The organism is Streptomyces sp. NPDC058534 (assembly GCF_042717365.1).
Classification (GTDB): domain Bacteria; phylum Actinomycetota; class Actinomycetes; order Streptomycetales; family Streptomycetaceae; genus Streptomyces.
Window position 1 is genome coordinate 13360 of record NZ_JBHXNW010000042.1, and the last position, 22550, is coordinate 35909.

The 22550-nt window shown below is 71.6% G+C and carries 34 protein-coding genes; 6 read left to right on the plus strand and 28 right to left on the minus strand.

The window, feature by feature from the left end:
• Positions 1–25: 25 nt before the first annotated feature.
• The gene (locus ACFWR9_RS24615; protein ID WP_383845753.1) at positions 26–661 is read right to left on the minus strand and encodes a hypothetical protein; all 636 of its coding nucleotides are present in this window, start codon (positions 659–661) and stop codon (positions 26–28) included.
• Between the two features lie 111 nt (positions 662–772).
• Between ACFWR9_RS24615 and ACFWR9_RS24620 the strand changes: the two genes are divergently transcribed.
• On the plus strand, positions 773–2341 hold the full coding sequence (locus tag ACFWR9_RS24620; protein WP_383845755.1) for a zinc-ribbon domain-containing protein: 1569 nt from the start codon (positions 773–775) through the stop codon (positions 2339–2341).
• An 8-nt stretch (positions 2342–2349) separates the two neighbouring features.
• Here ACFWR9_RS24620 and ACFWR9_RS24625 read toward each other — a convergent pair whose 3' ends face one another.
• Entirely contained in the window at positions 2350–2754 is a 405-nt protein-coding gene (locus ACFWR9_RS24625; RefSeq protein ID WP_383845757.1) for a hypothetical protein, read from the minus strand.
• A gap of 137 nt (positions 2755–2891) precedes the next feature.
• On the opposite strand from ACFWR9_RS24625, the gene ACFWR9_RS24630 reads away from it, so the two are divergent.
• Positions 2892–3116 carry a hypothetical protein gene (locus tag ACFWR9_RS24630; protein WP_383845759.1) on the plus strand — a complete coding sequence of 75 codons (225 nt, stop codon included), beginning with the start codon at positions 2892–2894 and terminating at the stop codon, positions 3114–3116.
• 10 nt (positions 3117–3126) lie between these two features.
• Here ACFWR9_RS24630 and ACFWR9_RS24635 read toward each other — a convergent pair whose 3' ends face one another.
• Complete coding sequence (locus ACFWR9_RS24635; protein WP_383845761.1) at positions 3127–3429, minus strand: hypothetical protein; 303 nt, start codon at positions 3427–3429, stop codon at positions 3127–3129.
• Positions 3430–3509: 80 nt separating this feature from the next.
• The gene (locus ACFWR9_RS24640) at positions 3510–4586 is read right to left on the minus strand and encodes a replication-relaxation family protein (RefSeq protein WP_383845763.1); all 1077 of its coding nucleotides are present in this window, start codon (positions 4584–4586) and stop codon (positions 3510–3512) included.
• 296 nt (positions 4587–4882) lie between these two features.
• On the opposite strand from ACFWR9_RS24640, the gene ACFWR9_RS24645 reads away from it, so the two are divergent.
• Positions 4883–5356 carry a hypothetical protein gene (locus ACFWR9_RS24645; RefSeq protein ID WP_383845765.1) on the plus strand — a complete coding sequence of 158 codons (474 nt, stop codon included), beginning with the start codon at positions 4883–4885 and terminating at the stop codon, positions 5354–5356.
• Positions 5357–5450: 94 nt separating this feature from the next.
• Positions 5451–5891, plus strand: a complete 441-nt coding sequence (locus ACFWR9_RS24650; RefSeq protein WP_383845767.1) for a hypothetical protein — start codon at positions 5451–5453, stop codon at positions 5889–5891.
• A 628-nt stretch (positions 5892–6519) separates the two neighbouring features.
• On the opposite strand, the gene ACFWR9_RS24655 is transcribed toward ACFWR9_RS24650, so the two are convergent.
• The 3 genes from ACFWR9_RS24655 to ACFWR9_RS24665 form a co-directional block, all read right to left on the minus strand.
• Complete coding sequence (locus ACFWR9_RS24655; protein WP_383845769.1) at positions 6520–6861, minus strand: hypothetical protein; 342 nt, start codon at positions 6859–6861, stop codon at positions 6520–6522.
• A complete protein-coding gene (gene mobF, locus ACFWR9_RS24660) occupies positions 6858–8678 on the minus strand; it encodes a MobF family relaxase (RefSeq protein ID WP_383845771.1) in 1821 nt (606 codons plus the stop codon). Before mobF ends, ACFWR9_RS24655 begins: the two co-directional genes overlap by 4 nt.
• Before the next feature lie 135 nt (positions 8679–8813).
• A complete protein-coding gene (locus ACFWR9_RS24665; protein ID WP_383845773.1) occupies positions 8814–9347 on the minus strand; it encodes a hypothetical protein in 534 nt (177 codons plus the stop codon).
• A 462-nt stretch (positions 9348–9809) separates the two neighbouring features.
• Between ACFWR9_RS24665 and ACFWR9_RS24670 the strand changes: the two genes are divergently transcribed.
• Positions 9810–10592: a ParA family protein gene (locus tag ACFWR9_RS24670; protein ID WP_383845775.1), complete on the plus strand. Its 783-nt coding sequence runs from the start codon at positions 9810–9812 to the stop codon at positions 10590–10592.
• On the plus strand, positions 10592–11407 hold the full coding sequence (locus ACFWR9_RS24675) for a hypothetical protein (protein WP_383845777.1): 816 nt from the start codon (positions 10592–10594) through the stop codon (positions 11405–11407). The genes ACFWR9_RS24670 and ACFWR9_RS24675 overlap by 1 nt, the downstream gene beginning before the upstream one ends.
• A 246-nt stretch (positions 11408–11653) precedes the next feature.
• Here ACFWR9_RS24675 and ACFWR9_RS24680 read toward each other — a convergent pair whose 3' ends face one another.
• The 21 genes from ACFWR9_RS24680 to ACFWR9_RS24780 all read right to left on the minus strand — a co-directional run bounded on the left by ACFWR9_RS24680 (position 11654) and on the right by ACFWR9_RS24780 (position 22538).
• A complete protein-coding gene (locus ACFWR9_RS24680; RefSeq protein WP_383845779.1) occupies positions 11654–12094 on the minus strand; it encodes a hypothetical protein in 441 nt (146 codons plus the stop codon).
• A 182-nt stretch (positions 12095–12276) separates the two neighbouring features.
• Positions 12277–12963, minus strand: a complete 687-nt coding sequence (locus ACFWR9_RS24685) for a hypothetical protein (protein ID WP_383845781.1) — start codon at positions 12961–12963, stop codon at positions 12277–12279.
• Positions 12960–13397 carry a hypothetical protein gene (locus ACFWR9_RS24690; RefSeq protein ID WP_383845782.1) on the minus strand — a complete coding sequence of 146 codons (438 nt, stop codon included), beginning with the start codon at positions 13395–13397 and terminating at the stop codon, positions 12960–12962. The genes ACFWR9_RS24685 and ACFWR9_RS24690 overlap by 4 nt, the downstream gene beginning before the upstream one ends.
• 77 nt (positions 13398–13474) lie before the next feature.
• A complete protein-coding gene (locus ACFWR9_RS24695; protein ID WP_383845784.1) occupies positions 13475–13651 on the minus strand; it encodes a hypothetical protein in 177 nt (58 codons plus the stop codon).
• Complete coding sequence (locus tag ACFWR9_RS24700; protein ID WP_383845786.1) at positions 13651–14112, minus strand: hypothetical protein; 462 nt, start codon at positions 14110–14112, stop codon at positions 13651–13653. Before ACFWR9_RS24700 ends, ACFWR9_RS24695 begins: the two co-directional genes overlap by 1 nt.
• Positions 14113–14122: 10 nt before the next feature.
• Positions 14123–14614: a hypothetical protein gene (locus ACFWR9_RS24705; RefSeq protein ID WP_383845788.1), complete on the minus strand. Its 492-nt coding sequence runs from the start codon at positions 14612–14614 to the stop codon at positions 14123–14125.
• Between the two features lie 2 nt (positions 14615–14616).
• A complete protein-coding gene (locus tag ACFWR9_RS24710; protein WP_383845790.1) occupies positions 14617–15459 on the minus strand; it encodes a histone-like nucleoid-structuring protein Lsr2 in 843 nt (280 codons plus the stop codon).
• Entirely contained in the window at positions 15459–16019 is a 561-nt protein-coding gene (locus ACFWR9_RS24715; RefSeq protein ID WP_383845792.1) for a WhiB family transcriptional regulator, read from the minus strand. Before ACFWR9_RS24715 ends, ACFWR9_RS24710 begins: the two co-directional genes overlap by 1 nt.
• Entirely contained in the window at positions 16016–16474 is a 459-nt protein-coding gene (locus ACFWR9_RS24720; protein WP_383845793.1) for a hypothetical protein, read from the minus strand. Before ACFWR9_RS24720 ends, ACFWR9_RS24715 begins: the two co-directional genes overlap by 4 nt.
• Entirely contained in the window at positions 16471–17151 is a 681-nt protein-coding gene (locus ACFWR9_RS24725) for a GGDEF domain-containing protein (RefSeq protein ID WP_383845795.1), read from the minus strand. Before ACFWR9_RS24725 ends, ACFWR9_RS24720 begins: the two co-directional genes overlap by 4 nt.
• A gap of 89 nt (positions 17152–17240) precedes the next feature.
• A complete protein-coding gene (locus ACFWR9_RS24730; RefSeq protein WP_383845797.1) occupies positions 17241–17543 on the minus strand; it encodes a hypothetical protein in 303 nt (100 codons plus the stop codon).
• Positions 17544–17583: 40 nt separating this feature from the next.
• Positions 17584–17964 carry a hypothetical protein gene (locus tag ACFWR9_RS24735; protein WP_383845799.1) on the minus strand — a complete coding sequence of 127 codons (381 nt, stop codon included), beginning with the start codon at positions 17962–17964 and terminating at the stop codon, positions 17584–17586.
• 114 nt (positions 17965–18078) lie between these two features.
• Positions 18079–18666 carry a hypothetical protein gene (locus tag ACFWR9_RS24740; protein ID WP_383845801.1) on the minus strand — a complete coding sequence of 196 codons (588 nt, stop codon included), beginning with the start codon at positions 18664–18666 and terminating at the stop codon, positions 18079–18081.
• Between the two features lie 4 nt (positions 18667–18670).
• On the minus strand, positions 18671–18802 hold the full coding sequence (locus ACFWR9_RS24745; RefSeq protein ID WP_383845803.1) for a hypothetical protein: 132 nt from the start codon (positions 18800–18802) through the stop codon (positions 18671–18673).
• A complete protein-coding gene (locus ACFWR9_RS24750) occupies positions 18799–19056 on the minus strand; it encodes a hypothetical protein (RefSeq protein WP_383845805.1) in 258 nt (85 codons plus the stop codon). The genes ACFWR9_RS24745 and ACFWR9_RS24750 overlap by 4 nt, the downstream gene beginning before the upstream one ends.
• Positions 19053–19670 carry a hypothetical protein gene (locus ACFWR9_RS24755; RefSeq protein WP_383845807.1) on the minus strand — a complete coding sequence of 206 codons (618 nt, stop codon included), beginning with the start codon at positions 19668–19670 and terminating at the stop codon, positions 19053–19055. Before ACFWR9_RS24755 ends, ACFWR9_RS24750 begins: the two co-directional genes overlap by 4 nt.
• A 122-nt stretch (positions 19671–19792) precedes the next feature.
• Positions 19793–20083, minus strand: a complete 291-nt coding sequence (locus ACFWR9_RS24760) for a hypothetical protein (protein ID WP_383845809.1) — start codon at positions 20081–20083, stop codon at positions 19793–19795.
• Positions 20080–20325, minus strand: a complete 246-nt coding sequence (locus ACFWR9_RS24765; protein WP_383845811.1) for a hypothetical protein — start codon at positions 20323–20325, stop codon at positions 20080–20082. The genes ACFWR9_RS24760 and ACFWR9_RS24765 overlap by 4 nt, the downstream gene beginning before the upstream one ends.
• A 19-nt stretch (positions 20326–20344) precedes the next feature.
• Positions 20345–20773 (minus strand): RRQRL motif-containing zinc-binding protein, encoded by a 429-nt coding sequence (locus ACFWR9_RS24770; protein ID WP_383845813.1) that lies wholly within the window; start codon positions 20771–20773, stop codon positions 20345–20347.
• Between the two features lie 291 nt (positions 20774–21064).
• A complete protein-coding gene (locus ACFWR9_RS24775) occupies positions 21065–21874 on the minus strand; it encodes a hypothetical protein (protein ID WP_383845815.1) in 810 nt (269 codons plus the stop codon).
• Positions 21875–21992: 118 nt separating this feature from the next.
• Positions 21993–22538, minus strand: a complete 546-nt coding sequence (locus tag ACFWR9_RS24780) for a hypothetical protein (protein WP_383845816.1) — start codon at positions 22536–22538, stop codon at positions 21993–21995.
• Positions 22539–22550 lie beyond the last annotated feature (12 nt).

Here is a 22550-nt window from a genome sequence, read left to right on the forward strand (position 1 = left end):
CTCCGGGGCCCGTGGTGTGTCCGCTCTACCGGTAGCAGCGGGTGGGGCCCGGTTCCTGGGGGCGGGCAGCAGCGCGTTTCTCGTCCGTGATCCGCTGCTGGTCTCGCCGCAGAGCGTCCGCTCGGGCCTCGGGGGTGACGACTGGACCGAGGGTGATCGCCGCGGTGCCGGTCACCGGGGCCAGCGAGTACCGCAAGGGCGCTCTGCTGGACCGCGTGGGCAGATGGAGACGGGCCACACCGGCCGGGAGCTCGGCACGCAGCGCTCCGTGCCAGCGGATCCACAGCGCGGGGCGCCCGCGGAGTGCTTCGTCTCGGAGCTTGTCCACGGCGGTGCTCTCGTCCGCGCGGTCGATCTCCACGGCGACCGGCGGGCCGTCTTTGCGGATCACGCGCAGGTCGAGGTAGGCAGTCCAGGACGGCGACCAGTAGGCGATGCAGCCGCCGTTCGTCAGGCGGGGCGGGTCGATGTAGCGCATCTGCGCCTCTGTCCTGCATCTCCATCCGGACGCTCCCACCCACTGCACCACCGCCCGGGTGATGGACTGGGTCGTCTCCTTGCCGGTCAGGCCGGTGAGGGAGAAGCCGGTCTCGGACAGGTACGTGCGTAAGGAAACGGCGAGGATCTCGGACTCGCCGGCCTCCGTCGGTTCATGGGCCATCCGATGATTCTCCGCTCGCCCACTGACAACGGGCGGGGAGTTGCGGTGATGCGCTCCAGCCCGGCGACCTAGGCACGGGCATGTCAGTGGCGCGTCCTACGGTGCGTGCTCATGACACGTCGTACCCGTTTCCTGGTCAACGAGCATCCGGGCATCGCCGCCCAGTGGCACCCGGAGCTGAATGCCGATCTGGACCTGGCGCAGATCGGCCCCGGCTCTCACAGGGCTGTCTTCTGGCGGTGCGACGACGGGCACGTCTGGCAGGCCCAGGTCCATTCCCGTGTCGCCGGGAGCGGCTGCCCGCGGTGCGCCGGGTATGTGCCCCGCGGCCGGACAACGCTCAGCGAGCACTCGCCCTTCTTGGTAGCAGAGTGGCACCCGCGCAACGACGCCCCGCCGGACCGGTTCGGGCCAGGCTCGCAGCGCAAGGTCTGGTGGCGCTGTCCGGTCGGGCACGACTACCAAGCGCGAATATCCAACCGCAGCCGCGGCACCGGCTGTCCGGCCTGCGCGAGGGCCGGCCGCGACGCACCGACCAGGCGTCTGGCCGACTTGCCCGAGCTGTTCGCCCAAGTGGACCCCGACACCGCACCGGCCGACGTGGCGGAACTTCTGGTCAACTCCCGCGTACGGCTGGGATGGCACTGTTCCCAGGGCCACCACTGGGAGGCGAAGGTGAGCCACCGGACCGTCAGCGGGTCGGGCTGCCCGGCCTGCGCCAGGCGTAAGCGTGCTCCCTCTCTGACCGAGGCGCGGCCGGACCTGGTGGCGCAGTGGCACCCCGCGCGCAACGACGGACTGACGGCCGAAGCCGTCACCGCCGGCTCGCACCGCCTGGTCTGGTGGAAGTGCACCGTGTGCGCCGGCGACTTCCGGGCCAAAGTGTTCCACCGCGTCCGCGGCGTGGCCGCCTGTCCCACCTGCTCAGGCCGGGTGCGCTACGAGGCGCTGTCGAGCGAGAGCCCCGAGCTCGCGGCGCTGTGGCATCCGTCCCTGAACGGGGCCCTCACCCCGGCGGAGGTGACCGCCGGGGCCAACGTGCCGATCTGGTGGCTGTGCCCCGCCGGACACAAGCCTTGGTCCGCGCAGGTGGCGCACGTGTTCATGGGCAGGCAGGGCTGCCCGCGCTGCCGGAAGCGGACAAGCGTCTCCCGGCAGGAGACGGAACTGTTCGCCGAACTCCAGCTCGTCCTCACGGGCGGAGAGCAGCAGTACCCGCTGCAGACGCCGCATGGCCGCTACCGGCTCGACATGCTCTTCCCCACGGGCCATGACCAGGCCGTGGTGGTGGAGTTCGACGGCTCGTACTGGCATCGCGACGCTGAGGAACGCGATCGGCTCAAGGCGGAGGACGTGGAACACCACCGGCCCGACTGGATCGTGGTGCGGGTACGTGAGGAACCGCTGGCACCGACCCGGGATCGCGACGTGACCGTGCCGTACCTGGCAGACCCGTTCACGGCCGCCAGCATCGTGGTCGAGCACCTGATGCCGCTGATGTCGTGGCCCGACGACACCCGCCAGCGTGCGCGCGCCTACATCAAGGGTGGGCACCGTCTGGGAGCTGCGCTGGCCCAGCGTCTGGTCAACGAGCGACAGCCCGCTCCACCGGCCGTCGACCGGCCAACGCCCCAGCCCATCTCGGGACGGATCACGGGCGTGCAGTCTGCCTTGTGGTGAGGGCCGGGCTAATCGGCCACGTTGTCGGGGCTGGGCAGGTGGGGCGGGAAGTGCCGCTCCAGGATCTCAACCCATCGGTGCAGGACCACGAAGCCGGTGGTGTCGGCCTGCGCCTGGACCAGTTCGGTCAGCGCGTCGACGAACGGCTGGGCGGGCATGCCCGGGGGCATCGCGGCGGCGGCCTGCTTCAAGCGTTCACACGCGGCCGGGAAGACGTCCTTGGCCCACGCGTCCTGTTCCTTGACGCGCCGTGAGCCTGCCTCCCAGCCGATCTGCATGATGGTCCACTGCGGGCAGTCCGGCGTATGCCACATCTGGATCGGCATCCCCACCCCCACGCAGGCGTTCTCCGGGGCCGGCCCCGCCTTGCAGTCCGGACACACTTCGCCTTCCGCCTCTGCGAAACCCTCCATCGCCATGCTCCCCTCGCCTGGAAAGCCACGAGCCTGCCACGGGAGATCACCGGCTGACCAGAGCTTCGCCGTCCGGCTCCGACCTTGGTGACCTCGATGTATGGCCACCGGCGGGGGTGATCGTTCAAGGTGGGGCGATGAGCGGACTTCGACCCGGTGACATCACTGACGAAATGATCCAGGCCATGGACGCGGCCAAGCGGCAAGGTCTGCAGAAGGACTTGCGCGCCCTCGCCGCGAACATCCGCGCCGACGCCGAAGGCCGCTACGCCAGCGCGGAGCCCGGGTGGCAAGCCGGAGTCGAGTGGACGCTGCTGTGGATCGAGAACACCGCCGCCCAGCTGACCGAGGGCAGGCCGTAGGCAGCGGGGGTCAGGGTGTATCGCCGGAGTAGTGGAAGCGGCACACCACACCCGGCCCGCCCGGCGGGCGCGGTTCGTCGGGGCGCGGGTCGTACAGCGCGCGGCCGCCGGGCCACCGCCCCAGCTCGGTCATCAGGGCGACGCCGTCCTCGATCTCCTCCGGCCGCCAGCCGGTGATGTCGAGCAGCAGTCCGTCCAACGGCCCGCCGACCAGGACGGCGTACGTCTGGTGCGGCAGCGGGCCCGGGTTGGGGCCGTCGTGGTCGTGGCCGTACACCCGGCCACGCAGCAGCTGCTCGTCATCGGCGTTCATCCGACCAGCCTCCCAGCCGCCACCGACAGCGCGGCCGGCAGCGGCGGGCCCGGCCTGGGTGGCGGCCGGGCCCGCTGTGCTCACCGCGGCTTGGGCAGTGCGGTCAGCGCCCGCCGGTCCTCACCGTGGCCGACGACCCGCCACACGGGCCGGTCGGCCCCGTCGTGAGTGAGCTGATGCAGGGTCGTCGTTGCCACGGTGATCCGCCAGTTCGGCCGGGCACGGTCGTGGAAGGTGGCCTCCCTCGTGTCTGGGGCCGCCCGGCGCGGGGCGGGGGCGAAGACGAACAGCAGCGGTGGGAAGGGCCGCTCCAGCGACGGCCCGGCGTAGGTCTCCTGCCAGTGGCTGCGCGGGGCGCGGGCGGCGTTTCCGCGCCCGGACGCGGGGGCGCCGCGGTAGGCGTCGTAGCGCTCCAGCTTGGCGAGCAGGCGGGCGTAGGACATGGTGCGGTCGATCTCCACGAACGCGCTGGAGCCGTCGGCCAGAAGCGCCACGGCGTCGGGCAGAAGGTTCCCGGCCGGGGTGGGGTGGGGAACTTCCACCCGCCAGTCGGCGTGGTCGGCCATCTCCGCCTGGTGGAAGGCGATGACGGTGTCGACCAGGGCGAGGCCGTGCTCCCGAAGGCCCGTCTTGCTGGCCGCGATGCGCTTGCCCGTCGTCCGGCCGGTCGTCGGCGCGAGCTCACCGGAGGCGGCGGCTTCGGCGAAGCCCGCCGAGGTGCAGTACCAGTAGCTCTGCTGGGCGCGGTGAGTCCGGCCGACCAGGGCCGGGGATTCGGCGAGCAGGTTGCGCAGCGCGCGGCGGACATGGTCGGTGCCCTGCTGACGCGGCAGCAGCAGCGCCTTGAGCTGGCGGGGTGTGGCCAGGCGCAGCTGCGCGAGGGTGAGCAGGACCTCGCCGCGGAGGTCCGCGCCGGCCTTCGCCGCCGCCGCCTTCCGCGCCCGGGACGCTTCTCCAGGTACATCAGTACTTAGAGAAGAGGAGTTGCAACCGGCCGGAGCAGGCGAATCGGGGGTCTGATCAGCGACAACCGTCAGTCGGCGGCTGGAAGCTGCGGGGCTGGGAGCGGGGCTTGTCGCGGGGCTTGTCGTAGGGCCCGCCGTCGCAGCGGTGTCCGCCAGGGCCGGTGGAGTGTGCGGGTCGGGTGCGGTGGTCATCGCGTCCTCGGGTTTCTCCGGCCGCACAAGGCCGGGTCGGCAGTCGTCCGGCCCGCGCGCGGATCTGCGCACGGGCCGGAGCCACCGTGTGAAGCCACCCCTTGACCGCGGTCTGACGGCCACCAACAACCTGCGCCCGATTCCTCCTTGACCGCCCCTTGCAGTCCGAGTTTGTCCGTGACCGGAGTCACTCCCCACCGCCTCCAGGAGCGCGGCCTCTGTCCACAGGGCCGCAGATCGAGCCTGTCCTCGAGGCCGCTGCGATCAGCGTGGCGGCCCGTCGATGAGGAGTTGTCATGCCGCAGAACCCCGCTGATGCATTGTCCGAACCGCTGACCAGGGAAGCAGTGGCGAGTGCCTTCGACTACCTCCGGGCGGTCCAGGCCGGTGACGCCCGGACCGCCGGCGACCTCCTCGTCGCCGAGCCGCGGATGCCGGCCTTCCTCACCGGCATCGCCGAAGGGATCGTCGAGGCGGGCACCTCGCTGCCCGGCCCGGACGACGACGCGCCGACATGGGACTCCTTCGCCCTGGAGGCGCTCGGCAAGGTCTTCCTGCGTGCCCTGCGCCGCTGGCAGCAGGCCGGACCGGACGCCGCCCCGGGCATCGCCCAGACGGTCATCGACTTCGCCACGGCGATCCTCTGCGAAGAGCACTACGACATCGCCCACGAGCTGGACGTCTACGAGTTGTGCGCGAAGGGCCAGCTGCACCTGGACGCGCGGGCCGCATCGGCCGCGGCCTACCCGGTGGACACCACCACCCCGTAGCGCGCACCAGGTGAGCCCGCGCTCATCTCCCCGCCAGCAATCACGTCCTGGGGCCCTCCGAGCAACGAGACGGCCCGTACATGAGGAGCAACCTATGCCCGAGACCATCACCATGCCGCTCGCCCCGATGGAGCCGAACGACGTCGCCGACGCCTTCGCCTACATCCGGGCCCGTCTCGTCGGCGACATCGACGCCGCCGGTGCGATCGCCGACGACACCGGCCCGGAGCAGCTGCACCGGCTGCTCGTGGACGTCGCCGCGCGCGTCTTCATCCCGGTCACCGCCGCGGACGACCACGACGGAGAGCCGTGCGCGCACTCCTTCCTGGCCGCCGCGCTCGGACGGCTGCTGCTGGAGCTCCTGTGCCACGGCGTGTGCCTGGCCAACGCGCCGGGCGTCGCCCGGACCATCATCCTGTTCACCGACAACATCCTCACCGAGGACGGCGACGTCGCCGGCGTCCTGCGCCAGCTGGAGGCCGCGGGGATGCGGCAGGCGATGGAGGCGCACCCGGCGCACCGCACCACCGCGTAGAGCGCACCTCCGGGACGGCGGTGGTGCGGTCCGGCGCGCATCCCCGGCGCACCACCGCACCACCGTGGTGCGCTCCACCGCGCCACGGCACCACACCGCCGGGAGCCGCGGTGCGGTCCCCCGGCATCGCCGCACCGCGCCGGGGCGCGCCACGGCCGGGCGGGCTCCTCTATCACACACCCCCTTGACCGCGACCTGATCGCGAGCCGAAACCGGCGATGTCAAGGGAAAACGTCGCGGTAGCAGAGCTGGACAAGGGGGTGTAGCGGAGCCGGACAAGGGGTCGTGCGCGTCCGGCCGCACCCGGACAAGGGTGGCCGACTGCGGGCGCACCGGTGCGGTGCGGAGCATCGGGTGCGGCGCACCGACGCGCGCGAGGGTGCCGGGCATAGTCGGGTGGTGCGGCGCACCGGGTGCGGTGGCGCACCACCGCGGAGCGCACCACAGTGGCGTCCATCGTCGTCCGGCGCACCGGAGTGGAGTCCACTCGGTGGAGTCCACTCGGTGGAGCCCACCCGGTGGAGCCCACCCGGTGGAGCCCACTGAGTGGAGCCCACTCGGTGTTCTGCATCCGGTGGCGATGCGCGACATCGGGTGGACTCCACTCAGTGGACGGTGCCCGGCATCGTCACCACAGCCAGGCGTTGGAGTGCCGCACCCGGGACAGGGCGCGGGCATCGCGGCGCGCGGCAGCGTTGCCGATCCGGCTCTGCCGGGCGCGAGGCCGGCGCGAGTTTCCCGCGGCGAGGCGGCGCTTGGCGGCGTCCTGGAGTCGCTTGCGCTGCTTGCGCAGCTCCGCCTTCTTCGCCGCCTTCGACTTCGGCTTCCGCGGGCGCTTCCAGATCGGCTGCCACCCCACGGGCTCGTCGACTTCGGGCTCCTGGTCCTCGTCGAGCGCGGCGGCCATCTGCTCGCGGGCGGCACGGGCGCGAGCGAGTGCGTCGTCGGGGCGTTCTTCCGGGGTGCTCATGCGACTCCTCCTGTGGTTCGGTCCGGCGTGTGCTGGGTGCCGGGTTGCTGGGTGTGCGGCGGCGGGGTCGTCGCCGGGGTGGGCTGCGGGCGGGGGCCGTGGGCGGCTTCGCGTGCCCGCCGGCTGTCCTGGAGCGTGGCGGCCACCTGCGCAGCGGCGGCTTCCAAGGTCTGGCGCGTCTGTTCCACTGTGTCGACGCCGGTCTCCGGCTCCAGGAGGCGGCCGTTCTTCGGGCCGGTGCGGAACGGCCGCGGGTGCGACCTCGAGGCGGTGGGCACGGCGACGGTGCGCGGCCGGGTACGGGAGCGCAGGCGCTCCGCACGGCGCACCGCGTGGACCCGGGCGGCCAGGGCGTCGGCGGCGAGGCGGGCTCGCTCGTACGGCGGGGCGGTCCGCTTGCGGGTCAGCGGGCGCAGCACGGCCTGGTCCTCGGTGTCACGCGGGTACAGGGCGCGCAGGTCGGCGGTCATCATCCGCCGGCTCGCCGGGCGGGTGTAGTCGTCGACGACCGTCTGCACGATCTGTTCGTCCAGGCCCGGCTCGTGGGGGCGGCCACGCAGGACGTAGGAGAGGTGGCGGCGGGCTTCGGCGAGCAGGTGGTGGCGTTTGAACGCGCCGCGCATCACGTACACCACGGCGACGACGTCGACGGCCGCGAGCGCTATGTCGACCACCGGCCGCACCCGCACCCACACCGCCGTAGCTGCGGCCCGCGCCCGCTCTGCGAGCCGGTAGACGGTGCAGGCGCCGAACGCCCGGATCGCCGATTCCCGCCATCGCCTGCGGAGCTCGGTCAGCGACAGCAGCTCGGTGCGCTTCGGTGAGCGGGTCTGGTCGGCGGCCTGGCAGGCCAGCGCGTAGCCGGCCTTCTCCCCCGGCGCGTGCCCCTGCCGCTCCTCGTACTTGTCCGTGAGGACGGACAGGGCGTCCTCGATCTGCTGACGGCGGGTCGACTGCCAGCCGATGAGACGCCGGTCGATGCCCGCGATGTCCATGACGGGCCTGCGGCCGGGCGTCACCTCGCGCGGCTCCCACGCCCACCCGAGCCGGGCGGACACCTCCTCCATGAAGTACAGGATGTAGAGAGTGTCAGCGGCGACTATGTGGGTCATCAGCGAGTCCGCCGACAGGTTGCCCCACTTCCCGTCGTGCGGCCGCCGGGCGCGGACCGACACCACCGCGTGAGCGTGGAGCAGCGGCCTCGATTCCGTGGCCCTGGACTCGTAGTGCTGGAACACCGCGACGACCAGCCCGTCCTTGACCCGGTCGCGCTCCTTGCCGCCGGCCTTCCAGCGGATCTCCGCGACCGACTCCTCCAACCACGCCAGCGTCTTGTCCTGAGCGATGTCGTTGCACAGCTCCAGCACCCGGCGGTGCTCGTCGTCCATCAGGGCCCACGCGATGTGTGCCGTCGGCGGGGGCCGGAACACCAGGTCGAAGGCCAGCCAGGGCGTGCGCTCCTTGGCCTTGTCGGTCTTCGGTGAGCGGTTGTGCTCGATGGGCCTGCCCAGCACGGTCGCCCGCCGGGCCTGCTCCGGGGTCTTGCCCTGCGCCAGGAGCTCGCGCTCGATCCGGTCGGCGTCGGGGTGCCGGCCCTCCCCCAGGAGGAGTTCGGCCTGCCGCTCGGTCACCACGTCCCCGTCCTTGAGACCGAGCGCGGCCAGGCCCCGGCCCTTCCAGACGCCGGGTGGGACACCGGCTTCGTCCTGGGCGGCGCGCAGCGGTGTGCCCGCCCGGCGGTGGCCGTCGCCGACCATCACTCCACGGAAGAGGTAGCGCCACCCGTTCCCCGGGCGGACTGGCGACATGCTGATCATCGCCACATGGAACCCCGGCGCTGACCTGCGCAAAAGCGAGATCCGAGGTACTTCCCGCCGGGCGGGAGGCCATCACTGAGTCTTTACCGTGACTCCCGCCAGGCGGGCCGCCAGTAGCAAGCTGGTGGGCGTCTTTCAGCGACGCGACGCGGCGTCGAGTCGGTCCCTTGCCTGCTGGTACACGGTTGCATCGCGGACCTGATTCTTCAGTTTCTGCAGCAGGGACTCGTAGATGTCGACGTCTTCGCCCGGCACGGTCAGGGTGTACTCCTGGCTGCCAGCGTTGGCGATCCAGCCATGGGCTCGCGCGAGGTAAATGTTGTGCTCGGCCGCATACAGCGTCAGACCGGTGGCCGCTGCCAACTCCTCTACGGTGCAGCTCACGCCCCGGGGATCGATCAACGTGCCGGTGCCGAGGCGATCCGTGAGGGCGTAGAGGCAGATCTTCACCGTCTCGGGGAGGTCGGCTCCGTCCTCGGACAGACTCAACAGGTAGATGTCGCGTGCGTCGCGGAGATTCTCCGGGCTGTGATGGATGGCGCGTGACGCTGCGATCCATGCGGCGCGGTCATCGTCAACAGCGCGGGAGGCCTCACGATAGGTCGTGCCGGCCTTGTCGGCCTGGGCGCGGATGCGGGCCTTGCGGGCGTTGGAGCCGTTCTTCGTCATGCGCTTCTCCAGGGAACCCACGCTCCTCCCGGGTCAGCCGAACGAGTCTGGCGGCGGGAAGTCTGCACGGGCCCGTGCCGGCGGATGCCGGGGGAGCCTTGGCCGGACTGGGTCACAAGCGGCGTGGGCGCTGCGGCGGCGGTAGGCGTTCGTGACATGCCACCCCGAACCGTAGAGCGCTGCCGATCGCCAACTGGCCATGTGCTCCTTACGTGGGCGTGCCGCTCCGAACGAGCCGTGCGAATACTGCGCCACGACATGGCCGACACGACGCCCTCGCCTGACCCCGGCCCGCTGTGTGGATCCGAGATCCCTCGGATGCCAGACCATGGCCGCCCATCCCACCCGCAGGTGACCTTTCGGCGGGGTGCCCGCGTGTGATCTTGTCCGTCTGGCAAGCTGTGCCGCGTCCGAGTAGCCGCACTGGGCGGTGAAATCAACGGACGACTGGAAGGCCCCCGGATGACCACATCCACAGTCGCGCAACGCGCCACCGATACCGCAGCCCGCAACGGCCGGGCGAAGGTGATCGTCGTCATTCAGCAGAAGGGCGGCGCGGGCAAGTCCACGATCGCGGTGAACACGGCCGCCTGTGCAGGCAGGTCGGCGGTGATGCCCAGCGGGGACGAAGACGCTGGCTCCCCCGTCGTCGCGGCCGGCATCGACGTCCAGGGCACCCTGGAGAAGTGGTGCGCAGGTGTGCGCGAGGCGGCGCTGCCGTTCGACTACGTCGTCACCAAGAGCAAGCTCGGCATAATCCCGGGCATCGTGGAGGACCCCGAGCGGCGTCGCATCATCGTCGATACCCCCGGCTTCTTGGACGTCGATCCTGATGCCGAGTGGGGCGCGGACCCTCTCGGCGAGAGCCGGACAGCCGACGCTCTACGCGAGGTCCTGGAGGTGGCAGATCTGGCGATCGTGCCTATCACTCCGTCCAAAATCACCTGGGATGAGTGCGAGTTCACGATCGAGCGGGTTCTCAAGCCGCGCGGTATCCCGTTCCTTGTTGTGATCAACATGCACGACCCCGGCAAGGACCGACAAGAAGTGCAGCTGAACAAGGTGAAGGCGTGGGTTGACGAGCGGAACTATCCGCGCGTTACCGACCCGATCCGCCGATACACCATCCACGAGCACGCCTACGAGAACGGCACGCTCGTCACTGAGTACAGGATGAGCGGCACCGCGCTGAACGCCCGCGAGGACTTCATGCGCGTCGCCCTGACGATGGAACAGATGCTCTGATGGGACGACAGATCAACACGGGCGGCCCGCAGGGCCCCGGCAAGCCCGACACGGCCGTGGCGCTGGCCCGCTCCATCGACCACCTGCCGACGAAGCAGCTCTCCGACACCCCGGTCCTCATCGCTCAGGAGCGGGAGCTCCTGGTGCGCTGCGAGGCCGCGCTCGAGAACCTGCGGATCGCGTACTGGGCGGCTGGCAAAGCGCTTCAGGTGATTCGGGACGGCAAGCTGTACCGGGCGACGCGCAAGACGTTCGAGGACTACTGCAACGAGCTGTGGGACATCACTCCGCAGTACGCGAACCAGCTGATCAAGACGTGGAAGATCACAGAGAAGCTGTTCGAATTGGTCCACGGAAAATCGAACGATTTGGAAACTGTAGTTTCCAAAAAGCTGGGCATCGCTCAGGCCCGGGAGCTGGTCTCCCTCACTGAAGAGCACGGCGTCGATGCCGCCGCGCTGCTCTACCTGGCCCTCATCCAGGTGAAGCAGCTGAGCGTCACGTCAGACATGGTGAAGGGCGCCGTCCAGTCGTTCCCCCCCGAGGCGGCCGGCAAGAAGAAGGCCACCGAGGAAGCCGTGCTCGCCTACCTCGCGAGCATCGAAGGCAAGACCGAGCTCCCCGCTGCCCGCGACCCCTATAAGGCGCTGACCCGGGTGACGAAGAAGCTGGACTCGGGCACGCTCCAGGCCGCGATGGAGCGCAACCCCGAGGGCACCCGCACGATGGTGCGTGAGTTGATCGAGGCACTGTCGGCTTCAGTCGGCATAGAGGTGGAGATCAAGGCGCCCGTCTCGGAGTCGACGGCGGCCTGACAGCCCCAGAAACACGAAAAGCGGCCCCCGCCGCTCGGACCGCAAGATCCGGGACGGTGGGGGCCGCTTCGTGTACTCAGGCACTGAGGTCGATGTCGGGTGGGAGACCGCGTCCTGCGAGGGCGTGGGTGAGGAGTCGGTAGGGCTCGGTCCATGCTCCGTGGACCGTTTCCCGAATCTGGGAAGCACCCGTGTCCTCACCCTACGGAGGGTTGTGACCTGGGGCCTTGATCTTGCGCGGCGCCTTCATCTTGCCTGTGCACCAGCCAGGCGTCGCGCATCTTGCCGGACGTTCTCCAGGGCATCGGACGCGCAGCGGATGAACGGGCCGACCAGGTCCGGCTCAAGGATGGCGTGAAGAGCGAGCAGGATGTGCCACGCCTCCTGGCGGCCCTCCGCTCCCTCAAGCGGTCCGAGGTGAGTGCTCAGCTCACGGGCGAAATGATCAATGAACGGCTGAGGAATCGGGGAGACGGTTCCCTGCTGCTGGCTGGCAATGTCGGCCCGGAGCGCGGCCTGGAGGAAGGCCGCGAAGTCGTCCTCACCGAGAAGGCCGGCCATCGCTTTGGTCATGTAGACCGCCGCCCTGCACCGGGTGGGCTGGCTGCGCTCCCTCTGCGGACCGAACCGCTCACGCAGCAGGTCGGCGAGTTCGTCCGGATAGTCCATGAGGTTCCTGGTGTCCACTCGGACAGCAAAGCCATCGCGGTCCGGCTGGAGCGAACGACTCGCCGGAGGGCCCCTGAAACACAAGAAGGCCCGGCACCCCGCGATCGATCTGCGGGGGTGCCGGGCCTTCGGTTGTCAGGCCGCCCAGGTCGCGGGTGCGCCTGAGTCAGGGTTGGAGAGGCTGATGGCGGCCGGGGCGGTCATGCGCTCACGCCCGCGAGGGCGGCGTCCAGGAGCGCCACGGCGTCGGCCTCGTACGGGTCGGCGAACAGCTGGTGGTCGCTGACGTCGAACGGCCCGAACCGCGCGGTGACGCGGAACCCGGGCGAGATGGTGGTCTCGCGTCCGTCCAGCGCGGCGGTGAGCCGGTCGTAGTCCTGCTGGGCGTGCCGGGTCTGGGTGTACGGCCCGAGGCGCAGCAGGGTGTAGCCGTCGAGGCTGTCGTCGCATTTCCGGGCCTCGATGTAGAGGGCGTAGTGCGCGAGCTCCATGCCGATGTCGGCGGGCAGGGGAAGATCGGCGGCGGCGTGGGTGAGCATCGCGTAGCCGGGCTGCCAGAAGCCGAGGATCGTGCTCGTCTTGCAGCGCAGCCAGCCGCATTCGGTGTAGCCGAGCTGGCGGCCGTGGAGGTAGGCCGCGGCGTGCGGAGTGTCGGGGTGGACCAGGGCGACGGCGATCAGGTCGGGGCCGTGGTCGTCACCGGGCCGGGTGTGCGCGCGTTCCACGAACGGGCCAATCCGCACGGCGATGTCCCGGGCGCTGCCGGGCGCCCAGGGCTCGGGACTGCGCAGGGCGGTGAGCGTCGCGCGGAACTGGTCGACGACGGCCTGGTCCTCGGGGGAGATGGCGCCGGGGGCGTGGCCGCAGCGGCGGAAGCGACGGATCATCGGACGGTCTCCTGCTCAGCGTGGGCGGTGTGGGGGCCGGCGGGCGTCTTGAGAACGCGCGGCAGATGGACGTGCAGGTGCTCGACAACGACCTCGCGGCCGCGGTCCCCGATTGCTCGGGCAAGGAGTTCGGTAAGACCGCTGGCACGATGCCTGCCTCCCGCACAGCCGATGGCGATGTGGTGGGGGCCGGCGGGGAGGTTGGCATAGTCGGCGAGGTTGGCGAGCAGCTCGCGGGCGCCGGGGGTGTTCAGGACGACGTCCTGAACGCGGGGGTCGAGGCCGTCGAGGTCGAGGATGTCACTGGCTGCGGCGGGGTCACGGAGCCGGTCGCGGACGTCCTCGATCCGGTCGGCGGCGGGCGGGACGGGGACGCCGTCGGGGCTGGTGGGCAGGTGCAGGTAGCCGAACGAGGTCAGACGGATCGGATGCAAGGGGGTGCCTCCTGCGCGGTGGTGGAAGGGCGAGACGGGCGGAGCTCCGCGCCGGGCGGGCGCGGAACTCCGTGGTGCTACTGAGCGGCGGTGTCGGTGACCACGAGGAACTGGTCGCTGCCGAGGTCCATCACGACCTGCGCCGGTGTGCCCTGGGCGCGCTGGGCGGCGGCGTACTCGTCGGCGGGCCAGGAGCCGCGGGGGGCGCCGGCGGGGAAGCGCTCCAGGACGGTGCGCGTGGACTGGTCGGGCATCAGGATGCCTCCTGGTCGGTGAAGGAGAGCTGGAGTGCGGGGCGTCCTTTGCGGGGCGCGGACGGCCGGGGCGGGGCCGGCGGCTCGATGCGCTCGAGGTCGGCGTCGGCGAGGAAGCCGAGCTGTCCGGCGGCGGCCGCGCGGGCGGCGAGGGTGATCGAGCGGGTGACCCGGTGGTGGCCGTGGTCGATGCGCAGGTGGCACAGCTGGCAGGCGGCGAGCAGGTTCTCGTCTCGCACGTCTTCGGGGGTGTGGTTGAGGTGGGCGGTGGTGAGGCCGACCACGGAGCCGGTGTCGGGGTGGAGCTGCTCGTGGACGGCGGGGCAGCGGCCGCCGGGGTGCGCCAGGCCGCACTGGCCCGTGCACTCGCAGCGGCCGCCTGCCCGCTCGAACCGGATCCGCGCGCTGATCTCGTTCCAGTCGCGCGGGTAGCGGTGCTGGTTCTCGGGACGGATAGGCACGGCGGATCCGCTACTCGCCGCCGGCGGCCTGGCGGTACTCGAAGGCTTCGAGCAGTTCGCCCAGGTCGTTCGGCTCGGGTGCGGTGCCGACCCACGCGCCGGTCTCGGTGAAGACCTCCACGTCGGTGGTGTCGGCGTCGAACCAGCAGACGTACGGCCCGTAGCGCTCGATGAGGGCCGTGGCGATGGTGGCCGGGTCGGAGGGCTGCGGTGCGGTCTCCAGCACGGCGAGCGTGGTGACGACCAGCCACATCGGCTCGTCCGGCGTGCGGGGCAGCCGGAGGTGGCCGGTGACGCGGAGCTTGTCGCCAGGGACCAGGTCGTGGATGACCGCGTGCGCCAGCTCGGAGTCGGTGACGCTGCAGGGCAGGATCATCTCGTCCGTGCGCTCGTCCGTGGGGGAGATGGTGAGGCGGAACCTCGCCGTCGTTCCGTGCAGGTCGCCGGGCACGGTCTCTTCGTCCAGGAAGCCGTCCAGGGCTATCGCGTCGTCGTTGGCCACGGTCAGCCGGCCTTCCGTGCCGGGGTCTGGTGGGCGGCGTCGTAGGCGTCCAGAACCGCCTTGCGCACCATCCCGGCGTCGGCGACCTGGTGGCCGTTGGCGCGGGCCCACGTCCTGATGGCGGCGAGCTCCTCCCGGGTGCGTCCGCTGCCCAGGCCCGAGCGGATCGGGGTGGGCGCGGTGGCGGCCGTCGTGGTGGTGCGGGTGCCGGCCTTAACGGTGCGCAGCTCCTCCTGTGCCTTCTCCAGTTCGGCGCGGGCCTTGACGACCTTCGCTTCGGCTTCGCGCTGGGCGGCCTCGCTGTCGCGGCGGTCGGTCAGCTCGGAGAGGTCGGCGGTGATGCGGGCGGCGCGGCTGCGGACTCCGGCGGTCGGGTGCGCGGCCGCCCAGTCGATCAGCTCCTGGAGCGCGTTGGAGACGGGGAGCGGGATGACGGGGACGTCGGTGGCCGGGGCGTCGGCGGCCGGGCGGGGCAGTCCGAGGACCTGGTTGGCGATGAGGCCGCTGAGTTCGGTCTCGCTCAGGCCGGTGGCCTCGCGGATGGCCTGCTCGGTGTCGCCGTTGTTGTGCATGGAGATTGCCATGGCCTCGTGCGCGGACAGGGCCGGGGCGGCGGGGGTGTTCGTCATGGTGGGTGCGTCTCCGGTTTCCGGGATGAGGGGGAGCAGGGCGGTGAGGGTGTCGGTGTCGGTGGGCAGCCCGAGGGCGTCCAGGAGCAGCCCGAGGTCGTCCTTGTCGCGGGAGCTGCGGGCGGTGACCCGGGCCGCGGCGGCGAGCTGCTGTGCCGGGTTCGGGTCCAGGGGCAGCGCTTCGGCCTCGAGGGCTTCGGTCCAGTCGGTGAACATCACGCGGCCTTACCGCTGGCGACCAGCTCCAGCACGCGCCGGTTGGACGCGGCCTGTGCGGGGGTGATCGGTTCCTTCCAGCGGTTGTACGGCGCGGGCCGGGTGGGGATGCCCTCCAGCTCGAGGCGGGCGAGGGCGAGTTCGCGGACGGTCGGCGGCACGGCACGCGGCGCGCGCTGCCGCTCACGGCGGCGGCGGTCCTGTTCGGCGACCACGCCGACCCAGTCGTCCCCGAGCCGCGCCACGAGCTGCTTGCGCAGCTGCTTGCGGTCGCGGGCGGTGGTCGCCGCCCACACCCCGTTCTTCGTCAGGTCGGCGTTGGCGAGCGCCCACTTCAGGCAGCCCGTGACGATCGGGCAGCCGGAGCAGGCGTGCTTGGCCTTGACGAGCGCCTTCTCCCGGGCGCGGGGGTCTTCGTCGGTGTTGTGGATGTCCTCGATGGCGAACAGGCCGGGTTCCGTGCGGCAGCTCAGGGCCTGGTCGGTGTGAGGGAAGGGGATCCGGTCGTCGGCGAGGACGATGTCCGGCAACTTGGCGATGCCGGTGCGGTTGCCGCTCATGAGGTGCCCTCCGAAGCGAGGTGGGGGAGTTGGAGGAGGACCTGGTCCACGAGGTCCTGCGTCGGGCGCCACGGCCCGAGCTGTCCGTTCAGCCACGGGATAGGGAGCGCGAGCTCCTGGACGTCGGAGAGGACCAGGTGGAATGCGTCGGGCTGCGCCCAGCGGGAGCACGGGGCGGAGCCGGCGGCGTCCTGGTGGCAGTCGGTGAGGCGGGCTACGCCGATGACGGCCCGGGTGTGCAGGGCGCGGCCGCGGATCGCGGTGGCGACCAGCGGGTCGCGCATCGGGGCCCGTTCGGTGGCCTGGCCGGCGTGCAGCAGCAGCCAGCCGCGCCAGGACCAGGGGGCCGGCCTGTTCTCCACGTCCTTCCCGGCGAGGATGCAGGTCGTCCAGGGCTGGCGGATCGTGATGCCCCGGATCCAGGTGCCCGGGTCGGCAGTGGTGGTCTCGCTCATGCCGCCCGCCCCAGGGTGCTGGTGCCCGGCCGTCCGGCGCGGCGCCCGTTGATGGAGGGCACGGTGGCGTGCTGCGGTCCGGCGAGGACGGCGCGGCCGGTGTGCTTGCCCGCGTACATCGCGGCGTCGGCGGCCCGCAGAAGCGGGGACAGGTCGCGGGTGCCGAGGATGGCCGGGCAGGCGGCGCCGACGGATGCGGCGACGTCGACCAGGGCGCCGTCGTCGACCTGGACGGGCTGCGCGAGCAGCTGCGTGAGCTGGGCGAGACGGAACTCGCGGCGGGCGGGTCCGATCCGCACGGCGAAGGCGAACTCGTCCCCTCCGAGTCGGCCGACCGCCCCGCGGCTGCCCGCCCAGGCTGTGAGCCGGGCGGCGGTGACGGCCAGGACGCGGTCGCCGGCGGCGTGCCCGCCCGGTCCGTCATTGATCTGCTTGAAGTGGTCCAGGTCCACGATCCCGACCAGGGCGCGGTCGCCGTACCGGTCGGTGATCTGCCGGGCCTTGGCGGTGAAGCCGTCGCGCCCGAGCAGACCCGTCAGCGGGTCGCGGCGGGCGGCGGACAGCTTCCTGTGCAGGCTGACCGCGTGCACGGTCCAGCCGGTCAGCGGCACGGCGAGCGTGGTGATGAACAGGGCGCGTTGCCCGATCGGGGCCTGTACGCGCACGGTGGAGGCCATACTGGTCTCTCCCTCTCGTCATGTACGGGATGGGTGGCCCGGGGCGGCCGACTGGTTTTCCGGCCTTTGGCGGCCGTCCCGGGGCGGACCTACAGCTCGAAGGGCTCGTGGCTGAGCCAGCTGTAGGGGTCGTTCCAAGGGCTGGCCTTTGCGGCCTGCCAGTCGAGCGCCCAGTCGGGCCGAAGCCCCCGCGCTCCCCAGCCGCCGGCCTGCCTGCCGGGAACCTCGTGTCCGGCCTGCTGCGCGGCGAGCGCCGCGTCGTACACCTCGTGCGCGATGCGCAGGGCCTCGCTCTTGGACGACGCCTCGCCGGTGAAGACGTGTACGCCCTTCAGCTGGCGGTTGGTGGTGTGGTGTATCGGGACGTCAACCTCGAAGTAGCGAAGCGGCATGACGGCCCATCTCCCTCCGTCGCTGGTCGTGACCCGGCGCTCAGTGGCCGGTCGCGTGGACGGCGGTGATGCGGACGGTGTCCGCGAGCAGCACGGTCAGCTCGTGGCCGTGGCCGACGGCGTCCTCCAGGCGCTCGATGAGCTCCAGGGGCAGGCTGCGGTTGCGGGCGCCGGTCAGGACGCCCTCCAGGTAGAGAACGTCGGCCAGGACGCGGCCGCGGACGTCCAGGACGCAGGGCTGCACGGTGAGGACGTCGTCGTTCTTCGCGGTCGCCAGGGCCGCGTGGTCGGCGGCCTCGGTGTACGCGGTCTCGGTCTGCTCGGTGAGCAGCGCGTCGACCTGTGTGGTGTCGCCGTAGGCGCGGCGCCAGCCGAAGCGGGCGGCGGCGGCTTCCATGAGGGAGCGGCGGGCGAGGGGCACGGTGACCTCCGGGGAGGGCCGGTCGTCCGGTCTCGGCTGACCGGACGGACACCGCACGACCCCGCCGTCGCCCGCCCGGGGGCGGTGCGGCGGGGCCGTACGGAGAGCGTCCGGTCAGCGCTTGGGACGGCGCAGGATCGTGAACTCGGTGCCGGTGCCGTAGGTACGCGGCTTGGCGGTCAGGAACTCCGGCTCCTCGTCCGCGAGGCGCTGCAGCTCCTCCTCGATCCACTCGGTGGAGCGCTGGAGGGCGAGGCGGTCCAGGTGGAAGGCGGTGAGGTAGACCGTGGAGTCGTAGTCGGAGCGGCGCTCCGCGTTCACCCGGCGGCGCACGATCTCGCGGGCGGTGTCGTCGTCGGGGCGGGTGGGCAGGTCGCGGGGCAGCGCCCGGCACTGGGCGGCGTGGGCGTTCGCGATCTCCCCGCCCGCGTGCTCGGAGGCGATGTAGTTGTCGCGGTCCGTCTTGGAGCGGGTGCGGTACGAGCAGCCCAGGCAGGCGACGGCGTAGTAGGTGCCGTTGATTCCGGCGTCGGCGGTGTAGACGAGGACGACGGCCCCGGCCAGTCCGAGGAAGCGCTGGGTGACGATCACGCCCTCGGGCTTCCAGGTCTCGCCGATCTCCGGCCACGGTTCCTGGGTGGGCTCCGGCTCGGTGGCGGTGCGGGTGCGGGTGCGGGTGCGGGAGAAGAGGGTGAGTGCCATGGGGTTACTGCTCCTTCTGGTCGGCCTGGGCGTGGATGCGGGCGATGGTTCGGCGGGCGGCGGCGATCACGAACGGGGTGATGAGCGCGCCGGCGAGGCTGGTGTAGGTGGCGAAGAAGATGGCGGGGGTGCTCACCGGCTGTCGCCTCCCGTCGCCTGCCGGTCGGCGAGGGCCAAGAACTCCACGGCCAGGTCCGGCGCGGACAGGATGGTGCGCAGGATCGAGGCGAAGCCGTCGCGCTCGATGGGGTTGAGCCGGTCCCACACGACGTGGGCGTCACGGTGAGCACCGACGGCCTTGAGGTAGTCGTCCTCGGTGGTGGCGGTGTGCTCGGTGCCGCACCGTCCGCACCGGAAGACGGCCTGGTCCCAGCCGCACGCGGGCGTCACCGGCGGTCGCCCTTGCGCAGGGTGATCCAGGTGGTGACCAGGGCGGCGGCCACGCCGATCGCGCGGTGCGCCGCCTGGTCCAACTCCATCAGCGCGGTACCGGGACCGGAGACGTCCTGGACGGCCTCGGGGTACTCGGTGCCCTCGCCGCCGGCCTTGCGGACGACCGTGGCGTGCTTGATGTAGCCGGCCTTGCCGGCCTTCTCCGCGAGCCAGAGCAGCGGTTCGCGCCTGTCCAGGATTCCGTGGGTGATCGCGTTGATTGCGGCGCCGGTGAGCAGGGCGCTGGCGGGGACGCGGTAGCCGAGGGTGCGGGTGACGGCGAGGGTGGAGGCGAGCTGCACGGCCGAATAGGAGGCGACGTGTCGGCTCACCGAGCGGCGGCCGTACGCGCTGGCGGTGCAGGTGCGCCCTTCCTTGCCGTGCCGCCAGGGGTTCTCTTCCACCGGGGAGCCGTCGTTCTTGTAGACCAAGTGCGAGCCGTACATGCCCTTGGTCGAAGCGTCGTGCGAGTTCTGCACGAACTGGTCCCCCAGTGCGTGGACTCCGTCGAAGACGGCGGTCAGGGCGGCGACCAGGGCCAGGCCCTCGATGGCGCGGAGGCGATCGGTCATGCTGGGTGTGCTCCTCATCTCGGATTCGGGGTGGGGTGCGGGGCGGCCGGCCTCTTGCCGATGCTGCGGACGCCCCGTGGTGCCTTCGCCCCCGGCCGGTCTCCGGCCGGGGGCGGTGGTGCTCAGAACGGAGGCTCGTTCCAGGCCGGGATGGGCAGGAGCCGGATGCGCAGCTCGCGCCGGTCGGACCAGCAGCCGCACGCCTCCATCTCCGGGAAGGCGCCACCGGTCCACCAACCGCCCTCGCCGTGGCAGCGCGGGCAACCCGGCCGGGGCCGGGCGGTGATCTCGATGCGGTGCCGGTCGGCGTAGACCTTGAGGTGGCCGGCCCTGAGCGCGGCGGCGGCCGTCGCCGCGGCGAGCGGGACGGCGGCGGCCAGCAGCAGGGCGCCGCGCAGGTGGCGGGCGGTCACTTCAGCGGGATGGCGCGGCAGGTGGCGGCGTGAGTGTTGGCGTCCGGCCGGATGCAGAACAGGAAGTCCCCGTCGGGCAACTGGGAGGATTCTCCGCAGCCGTGGCAGTTCCAGCAGTTCTTGTCGGAGTGCTCGCCGGGGCCGGTGACGTCCACGTACGAGCCGCCGACGGTGATGAACCTGATCAGCAGGTTCTTGGGACGGTCCGGTTCGGTGAAGGCGGCGAGGGTGGCGGTGCTCATGGGCTGGTGTCCTCTCGGATCAGGCGGCCAGCAGGTGCTTGGCCGGGGGAGCGATGTAGGAGGCGGGGCCGGCGGGCGTGCCGTCGAAGCACTCCAGGCAGGACCCCAAGGTCTTCAGAGGGAGGCAGTGGAAATAGCGCCGGCCACAGGGGCCGGGACACGTCTGGCGAGCAGCCATCGCCTTATCGAGCGCGGCCTCCTTCGCGAGCGTCATCGGGAGCTTCGGCTTCGCCAAGTCGATCCGGTACAACCACGCCCACCGCTTCCCGCCGCGGCATTCGATCCGGGCGACGGGCTCGTGTCCGCCCGGGCGCAGTCCCATCTCCCGCAGCTGGCGACGGGTCGCGAGGCTCGCGCGCCCGGCCTGCCTCCACCGGAAGACCGGTAAGGAGCCGTCGCCGGGGTCGTACGGGTCAACGTCGACCAGGTCCTCGTCCTGGTCGGCCATCACCTGCTCCAGGAGCCGGGAAGTCGACGCTGGGGGGCCGGGTAGCGGGGGCCGGGACGCTGCGGGCGGGGCCGGCCGATCCGGCGGCGCGGGCGGGGGATAAGCACGAGTGTTCTCCTCCAGCGGTTGGGTGGGTGTCACCGCGCCCCGCTGACGTCGGTGCGTCGGCGGGGCGCGGGAGTTGGTGGCCGGGCGGCCTGTCCAGCCCTCGCCAGCCCGGGGTACGGGCGGGCGAGGACCAGGCAGGGCGTCAGGGCTCAGCGGGCGCTGCGGGTGCGGAGCAGTGCCGTGTCAGCGCTGGAGGGGGTGGACGTTGTCGGGTTCGTCGTCCAGGTCGTCGTGGACAGGGACAGGCTGCGGCGGGACGTGGACTTGGGGGCGGATGTCGATGTGGGGCTGGAAGGCCGTGTGGATGACCGGTCGCAGGCTCAGGCCGCGCAGGGCGAAGACGGAGGCGATGGTCCAGGCGAGGACGGCGATCCCGGTGGCGACGGTGCGGCCGTCGGCGGGGGAGGCGGACCACACCATGCCGACGCTGGCCGCTCCCCAGAGGCTGTAGGTGATGCGGGCGCCGGTGCTGTGGAAGAAGCCGCCGATCAGGCCGAACAGGCCGACCGCCTGCCAGAAGGCGTAAACGGCGGATCCGCTGACGGCGAGGTCACCGGTGTGCTGGGCGATGTAGGAGCGGATCGGAGTGTCGATCACTGCCCAGAAGCTGTTGGAGGTCTCGGACGCCAGCTGTGTCTCCGGGGTCGCGGTGGCGATCCGGTGGGCCACGGCGGAGACGATGTCGCCGGCGGCGTCCAGCACGATGATGAACGCGCACACGCTGGCGAGGCTGAGCGCCGCCTTGATCCAGTTGGCCATCCCGTGCCAGCCCGCGAACCGCGCGTGCCGGACGTCCTCCCACCGCTCGTACAGGAAGCCGCCCTGCTTCCAGGACGCGTCCCACGCCTCGCGCAGCCCGGCGAAACGCTTCGGAGGGCGGGGCCAGTCCTTCTCGTCGGGCGGCGGGGGCGTCTGGCTGAACAGGTCGAGGAAGCTCGGGTTGTCCTGACCGTTGATGGGCTGGCCGTTGACGGGCTTGTCGTCGGACTGCATGGCGGGGCGACTCCCTCGCTCGGGTTCGTGTGATGGGCGGTGGTGCGCAGGCCGGACGGCCTGGCCCGCACCCGACCGCGAGGGTTCGGGTGCGAGGCAGGTGGTCCGGAGCAGGGGGTTAGAGGCCGCGGGCGTCGGCGAGGCCGGCGGCCTGGTCGACCATGCGGAGCGGGGTGCGGGCTGATCCGTGCGCGTCGTTGAAGGACGGCACGGAGTCGACGTCGTCGCCGAACTTGCGGCGGATCGCGTCCAGGAGCACGGAGGCCGCGTCGGCTTCCAGGCCGCTGTCGCCGCGGGCCTCGGCTCGGATGGCTCCGAGCATGCAGCGGGCGCCGTCCTCGTCGACCAGGGCGCCGGAGCACCATCCGCCGGTGAGCAGCCGGTGGTGCGCGCGCTGCAGAAGGGCCGCGACCGGGGTCGGGTAGGACTCCGGCGGCGGCTGGAGCGTCGGGGTCAGCGGAACGGTGACGACGTCGGCCAGGTCCACGGGCTCGGTCTCGATGTGCGCCGTGTTGACCTCGTAGGCGACCTTCGCTTCGTCCAGCCTGACGCTCATCGCCGCGTTGATGAACGTCAGGCGTTCCTCGAGGGACAGCGCCGTCGGCGGCGCGGGCGGTGCGGTGGTCGGGGTGGCCTGGTCTGTGGCGGGGCGGGTCTGAGGCATCGGGGCTCCCTG

Excerpts from the sequence above, each read along its gene's own strand:
- ACFWR9_RS24770 (WP_383845813.1), bottom strand. The coding sequence starts at position 20,773 with ATGGCCGACCAGGACGAGGACCTGGTCGACGTTGACCCGTACGACCCC.
- ACFWR9_RS24675 (WP_383845777.1), top strand. The coding sequence starts at position 10,592 with ATGGGACGACAGATCAACACGGGCGGCCCGCAGGGCCCCGGCAAGCCC.
- ACFWR9_RS24645 (WP_383845765.1), top strand. The coding sequence starts at position 4,883 with ATGCCGCAGAACCCCGCTGATGCATTGTCCGAACCGCTGACCAGGGAA.
- ACFWR9_RS24710 (WP_383845790.1), bottom strand. The coding sequence starts at position 15,459 with ATGTTCACCGACTGGACCGAAGCCCTCGAGGCCGAAGCGCTGCCCCTG.
- ACFWR9_RS24720 (WP_383845793.1), bottom strand. The coding sequence starts at position 16,474 with ATGAGCGAGACCACCACTGCCGACCCGGGCACCTGGATCCGGGGCATC.
- ACFWR9_RS24755 (WP_383845807.1), bottom strand. The coding sequence starts at position 19,670 with ATGACCGATCGCCTCCGCGCCATCGAGGGCCTGGCCCTGGTCGCCGCC.
- mobF (WP_383845771.1), bottom strand. The coding sequence starts at position 8,678 with ATGATCAGCATGTCGCCAGTCCGCCCGGGGAACGGGTGGCGCTACCTC.
- ACFWR9_RS24630 (WP_383845759.1), top strand. The coding sequence starts at position 2,892 with ATGAGCGGACTTCGACCCGGTGACATCACTGACGAAATGATCCAGGCC.
- ACFWR9_RS24650 (WP_383845767.1), top strand. The coding sequence starts at position 5,451 with ATGCCCGAGACCATCACCATGCCGCTCGCCCCGATGGAGCCGAACGAC.
- ACFWR9_RS24765 (WP_383845811.1), bottom strand. The coding sequence starts at position 20,325 with ATGAGCACCGCCACCCTCGCCGCCTTCACCGAACCGGACCGTCCCAAG.
- ACFWR9_RS24670 (WP_383845775.1), top strand. The coding sequence starts at position 9,810 with ATGACCACATCCACAGTCGCGCAACGCGCCACCGATACCGCAGCCCGC.
- ACFWR9_RS24715 (WP_383845792.1), bottom strand. The coding sequence starts at position 16,019 with ATGAGCGGCAACCGCACCGGCATCGCCAAGTTGCCGGACATCGTCCTC.
- ACFWR9_RS24615 (WP_383845753.1), bottom strand. The coding sequence starts at position 661 with ATGGCCCATGAACCGACGGAGGCCGGCGAGTCCGAGATCCTCGCCGTT.
- ACFWR9_RS24775 (WP_383845815.1), bottom strand. The coding sequence starts at position 21,874 with ATGCAGTCCGACGACAAGCCCGTCAACGGCCAGCCCATCAACGGTCAG.
- ACFWR9_RS24695 (WP_383845784.1), bottom strand. The coding sequence starts at position 13,651 with ATGCCCGACCAGTCCACGCGCACCGTCCTGGAGCGCTTCCCCGCCGGC.
- ACFWR9_RS24625 (WP_383845757.1), bottom strand. The coding sequence starts at position 2,754 with ATGGAGGGTTTCGCAGAGGCGGAAGGCGAAGTGTGTCCGGACTGCAAG.
- ACFWR9_RS24635 (WP_383845761.1), bottom strand. The coding sequence starts at position 3,429 with ATGAACGCCGATGACGAGCAGCTGCTGCGTGGCCGGGTGTACGGCCAC.
- ACFWR9_RS24640 (WP_383845763.1), bottom strand. The coding sequence starts at position 4,586 with ATGACCACCGCACCCGACCCGCACACTCCACCGGCCCTGGCGGACACC.
- ACFWR9_RS24685 (WP_383845781.1), bottom strand. The coding sequence starts at position 12,963 with ATGATCCGTCGCTTCCGCCGCTGCGGCCACGCCCCCGGCGCCATCTCC.
- ACFWR9_RS24730 (WP_383845797.1), bottom strand. The coding sequence starts at position 17,543 with ATGCCGCTTCGCTACTTCGAGGTTGACGTCCCGATACACCACACCACC.
- ACFWR9_RS24780 (WP_383845816.1), bottom strand. The coding sequence starts at position 22,538 with ATGCCTCAGACCCGCCCCGCCACAGACCAGGCCACCCCGACCACCGCA.
- ACFWR9_RS24740 (WP_383845801.1), bottom strand. The coding sequence starts at position 18,666 with ATGGCACTCACCCTCTTCTCCCGCACCCGCACCCGCACCCGCACCGCC.
- ACFWR9_RS24665 (WP_383845773.1), bottom strand. The coding sequence starts at position 9,347 with ATGACGAAGAACGGCTCCAACGCCCGCAAGGCCCGCATCCGCGCCCAG.
- ACFWR9_RS24655 (WP_383845769.1), bottom strand. The coding sequence starts at position 6,861 with ATGAGCACCCCGGAAGAACGCCCCGACGACGCACTCGCTCGCGCCCGT.
- ACFWR9_RS24725 (WP_383845795.1), bottom strand. The coding sequence starts at position 17,151 with ATGGCCTCCACCGTGCGCGTACAGGCCCCGATCGGGCAACGCGCCCTG.
- ACFWR9_RS24620 (WP_383845755.1), top strand. The coding sequence starts at position 773 with ATGACACGTCGTACCCGTTTCCTGGTCAACGAGCATCCGGGCATCGCC.